Below are 4938 nucleotides of genomic sequence, written 5' to 3'. Positions count from 1 at the left end.
GGGGTGGGGGGCCCCGGGGGTGGTGGGGCGCGCGGCCGGGGGGCGGCGGCCGCGGGGGGGGGAGGTGTTCTCCCGTGCCCGGGCCGGCCCGGTTCAACCGCTGTTCCGATGCGGTGTCACTTCTGCTCGCTGAGCGCCTTGTTGAGGAGGACGACGTTGACCGCCTCGTTGCCGAGGAAGCCGAGCGAGCGGCCCTCGGTGTACGTGTCGACCAGCTGGTTCAGCTTGTCGGCCGGCAGTCCGCGCTCCCTGGCGACCCGGTTGACCTGCTCCTTGGCATAGGCCGGCGAGATGTCCGGGTCGAGGCCGGAGCCCGAGGCGGTCAGCGCGTCGGCCGGGACGCTCGCCGGGTCGACGCCGTCGAAGGCGGCGACGGCGGCGCGGCGGTCGTTGACGGCCTTCAGCAGGTCGTCGCTGTTCGGGCCCTGGTTGGAGGCACCGGACGAGGAGGCGTCGTAGCCCGTCCCGGCGGCGGAGGGCCGGGGCTGGAACCACTTCGGGTCCGGCTGCGCCTCCTCCTTCGGGTCGTCCGGGTTCTTCTTCGGCAGGTTGAAGTTCTGGCCGAGCAGGCTGGAGCCGACCTCCTTGCCGTCGGCCTTCACGATCGAGCCGTTGGCCTTGTCGCCGAAGGCGACCTGGGAGATGCCGGTGACCACCAGCGGGTAGACGACTCCGAGGATGACGGTCAGCACCAGGAGCACGCGCAGTGCGGTGAAATGGGTCCGCACGGAGGCGGGCAGGGGCTTGGACATCGCGGTGGACTCCTCTCTCAGTTGAGGCCGGGGATGAACTGGACGACCAGGTCGATCAGCTTGATGCCGACGAACGGCACCACCAGACCGCCGAAGCCGTAGATCCCGATGTTGCGGCGCAGCAGGGAGCTGGCGTCGGAGGGGCGGTAGCGCACGCCGCGCAGGGCGAGCGGGATCAGGCCGATGATGACCAGGGCGTTGAAGATGATCGCCGAGGTGATCGCGGACTGGGGGCTGTGCAGGCCCATGACGTTGAGGTGGCTCAGGCCCGGGTAGACCCCGGCGAACATCGCGGGGATGATCGCGAAGTACTTGGCCACGTCGTTGGCGATGGAGAAGGTGGTCAGCGCGCCGCGGGTGATCAGCAGCTGCTTGCCGATCTCCACGATCTCGATCAGCTTGGTGGGGTTGGAGTCGAGGTCGACCATGTTGCCGGCCTCCTTGGCCGCCATGGTCCCGGTGTTCATCGCGACGCCGACGTCGGCCTGGGCGAGGGCGGGGGCGTCGTTGGTGCCGTCGCCGGTCATCGCGACCAGCTTGCCGCCCTCCTGCTCCTTCTTGATCAGGGCCATCTTGTCCTCGGGGGTGGCCTCGGCGAGGAAGTCGTCGACGCCGGCCTCCTCCGCGATCGCCTTGGCCGTCAGCGGGTTGTCGCCCGTGATCATGACCGTCTTGATGCCCATCCGGCGCAGCTCGTCGAAGCGCTCCCGCATGCCCTCCTTGACCACGTCCTTGAGGTGGATCACCCCGAGGACGCGGGCGGGCCTGCCACCCGTCCTCGTCGCCACGACCAGCGGGGTGCCGCCGGCCGCCGAGATGCCGTCGACCAGGGCGGAGACCTCGTCGCCGACCGAGCCGCCGTTCTCGGCCACCCAGGCGGTGACCGCGCCGGCCGCGCCCTTGCGGACCTGGTGCACCCCGTCCGCCTCGTCCAGGTCGACGCCCGACATGCGGGTCTGGGCGGTGAACGGCACCCAGGTGGCGTGCGTCAACTCGCCCTGGGCGCGGGCCCGCAGACCGTACTCGGTCTTGGCGAGGACCACGATCGAGCGGCCCTCCGGCGTCTCGTCCGCGAGGGAGGAGAGCTGCGCGGCGCTCGCCAGTTCGTCGGTGCCCACGCCCGGGGCGGGCAGGAACTCGGCGGCCTGGCGGTTGCCCAGGGTGATCGTGCCGGTCTTGTCGAGCAGCAGGGTGTTGACGTCCCCGGCGGCCTCGACGGCGCGCCCGGACATCGCCAGCACGTTGCGCTGCACCAGCCGGTCCATGCCGGCGATGCCGATGGCGGACAGCAGCGCGCCGATCGTGGTCGGGATGAGCGCCACGATCAGGGCGACCAGCACGATCATCGACTGCGGGGCGCCCGCGTAGGTCGCCATCGGCTGGAGCGTGACGACCGCGACCAGGAAGACGATGGTCAGCGAGGCCAGCAGGATGTTGAGCGCGATCTCGTTGGGCGTCTTCTGCCGGGCGGCGCCCTCGACCAGGGCGATCATCCGGTCGATGAACGACTTGCCGGGCTCCGAGGCGATCTTCACCACGATCCGGTCGGACAGCACCTTCGTACCGCCGGTGACGGCGCTGCGGTCGCCGCCGGACTCGCGAATCACCGGCGCGGACTCACCCGTGATCGCCGACTCGTCCACCGAGGCGACGCCCTCGACGACGTCACCGTCACCGGGGATGACCTGACCGGCCTCGACCACCACGTGGTCGCCGAGCCGCAGGGCCGTGCCCGGGACCTCCTCCTCGGCGTCACCGGCGGGCCAGTTCGTGAGCCGGCGGGCGACGCTCTCGGTCTTGGTCTTGCGCAGGGTGTCGGCCTGCGCCTTGCCGCGGCCCTCGGCGACGGCCTCGGCCAGGTTGGCGAAGACCGTGGTCAGCCAGAGCCAGACGGTGATGGACCAGGCGAACACGGACGGGTCGGCTATCGCGGAGATCGTGGTGACGACCGAGCCCACCTCGACCACGAACATCACCGGGTTCTTGATCATCACCCGGGGGTCGAGCTTCCTCACCGCGTCCGGGAGGGAGGCGACGATCAGCTTCGGGTCGAGGAGGCCGCTGGCCACTCTGTGCGGCGCGGCCGGCGCGGCCTCGGTGTCGGCCGGTGCGGGGTTGAGCGTGGGGGTGGACATCAGGAGGTGAGACCTTCCGCGATCGGCCCGAGAGCCAGGGCCGGGAAGTAGGTGAGGCCGACGACGATCAGGATCACGCCCGACAGCAGGCCCACGAACAGCGGCTTGTGAGTGGGCAGGGTGCCCGGGGTGGCCGGAACCGGCTGCTGCTGGGCGAGCGAACCCGCCAGCGCCAGCACGAAGACGATCGGCAGCAGCCGGCCGAAGATCATCGCCAGGCCGAGCGCGGTGTCGTACCAGTCGGTGTTGACCGTGATGCCGCCGAACGCCGAGCCGTTGTTGTTGGCGGCGGAGGTGAAGGCGTACAGCACCTCGGAGAAGCCGTGGGCGCCCGAGTTGAGCATCCCGGCCCGCTCGCCCGGCAGGGCCATCGCCACACCGGTGCCGACCAGCACGATCGTCGGCGTGGTGAGGATGTACAGCGAGGCGAACTTCATCTCCCGGCCGCCGAGCTTCTTGCCCAGGTATTCGGGGGTGCGCCCCACCATCAGCCCGGCGACGAACACCGCGACGATCGCCAGCACGAGCATGCCGTACAGGCCGGAGCCGGTGCCGCCGGGCGCGATCTCGCCCAGCATCATGTTGAACACCGTCAGCCCGCCGCCGAACGGCGTGAACGAGTCGTGGAAGGAGTTCACCGCACCGGTCGACGTCAGCGTCGTCGACGCGGCGAACAGACCCGAGGCCGCGATGCCGAAGCGCTGCTCCTTGCCCTCCATCGCGGCGCCGGCCGCCTGCAGCGCACTGCCGGAGTGCTGGGACTCGGCGAAGGTGAGCAGGGCGGTCGAGGCGACCCAGAACAGGCCCATCACGGCGACGATCGCGTAGCCCTGGCGATTGTCGCCGACCATCCGGCCGAAGGTCCGCGGCAGCGCGAACGGGATCACCAGCAGCAGGAAGACCTCGACCAGGTTGGAGAAGCCGTTCGGGTTCTCGAAGGGGTGGGCCGAGTTGGCGTTGAAGAAGCCGCCGCCGTTGGTGCCGAGCAGCTTGATGACCTCCTGGGAAGCCACCGGGCCGCCCGGGATCTGCTGCACCCCGCCGCTGAGCGTGGTCACCTCGTGGAAGCCGTGGAAGTTCTGGATCACGCCGGAGGCGGCCAGGACCAGGGCGAACACGAACGCGATCGGCAGCAGCAGTCGCAGGTTGATCCGGACCAGGTCGACCCAGAAGTTGCCGACCCGGTCGGTCCGGTTGCGGGTGAAGCCCCGGATCAGCGCCGCCACGATGGCGATTCCGACGGCCGCGGAGACGAAGTTCTGCACCGCCAGGCCCGCCATCTGCACCAGGTGGCCCATCGCGGACTCACCCGCGTAGGACTGCCAGTTGGTGTTGGCGACGAACGAGATCGCGGTGTTCCAGGCCTGGTGACCCTCCATCTGCGGGACGCCCAGGTTCAGCAGCAGGTAGCCCTGCAGCCGGATCAGGCCGTACAGGAAGAGGACGGAGACGGCCGAGAAGGCCAGCACCGAGCGCAGGTACACCGACCAGCGCTGGTCGGCGTCGCCGTCGACACCGATCACCCGGTAGATGCCGCGCTCGGCTCTGAGGTGCTTCGAGGTGGTCAGGACGCGGGCGATGTAGTCGCCCAGGGGGCGGTAGCACAGGGCCAGCGCGCCGACGAGGGCGAGGGCCTGCAGCCAGCCCGCGAGAGTGGATCCCATGTCAGAACTTCTCCGGGAAGATCAGCGCCACGACGAGGTAGCCGACGAGTGCGACGGCCACGGCCAGACCAGCGATGTTCTCTGCACTCACAGCTTCTCCACCCCCCGCGCGATCAGGGCGATGACGGCGAACACGGCGACCGTGACACCGACGTAGATGAGATCGGACATGGGCTCCACCAGCGTGGTTCGGGAGATGCCGCGACCTGGGCCGAAGGGCTCGCGCGGCGCCGGCGGACGACCGGCACATGCAGCAAAGCAGCCGTCAGGGGCGCGTTATCGGGCCCTGACGCCCTCCATACGGGTGACGGCGCCGCGTTGACGCGACCTTGACGCGCACCGTCGTGGGACGACGAACGGCCCCGGACGGCAGGTGCCGTCCGGGGC

Annotated in this window: 4 protein-coding genes; all 4 read right to left on the bottom strand. The window is 70.1% G+C overall.

Going from position 1 to position 4938, the window contains the following annotated elements; genetic code table 11:
• Positions 1-116: 116 nt before the first annotated feature.
• The 4 genes from kdpC to kdpF are packed head-to-tail and all read right to left on the bottom strand — an operon-like array spanning position 117 to position 4642.
• Entirely contained in the window at positions 117-752 is a 636-nt protein-coding gene (gene kdpC, locus ACFV04_RS43205) for a potassium-transporting ATPase subunit KdpC (protein WP_380349503.1), read from the bottom strand.
• A 17-nt stretch (positions 753-769) separates the two neighbouring features.
• Positions 770-2887 carry a potassium-transporting ATPase subunit KdpB gene (gene kdpB, locus ACFV04_RS43200; RefSeq protein WP_380536552.1) on the bottom strand — a complete coding sequence of 706 codons (2118 nt, stop codon included), beginning with the start codon at positions 2885-2887 and terminating at the stop codon, positions 770-772.
• A complete protein-coding gene (gene kdpA / locus ACFV04_RS43195) occupies positions 2887-4551 on the bottom strand; it encodes a potassium-transporting ATPase subunit KdpA (protein WP_380349509.1) in 1665 nt (554 codons plus the stop codon). The genes kdpB and kdpA overlap by 1 nt, the downstream gene beginning before the upstream one ends.
• 1 nt (position 4552) lies before the next feature.
• On the bottom strand, positions 4553-4642 hold the full coding sequence (gene kdpF / locus ACFV04_RS43190; protein ID WP_380349512.1) for a K(+)-transporting ATPase subunit F: 90 nt from the start codon (positions 4640-4642) through the stop codon (positions 4553-4555).
• Positions 4643-4938 lie beyond the last annotated feature (296 nt).

It is taken from the genome of Kitasatospora sp. NPDC059599, assembly GCF_042735125.1.
Taxonomy (GTDB): domain Bacteria; phylum Actinomycetota; class Actinomycetes; order Streptomycetales; family Streptomycetaceae; genus Kitasatospora.
This window is presented reverse-complemented; position numbering and strand designations above follow the sequence as displayed.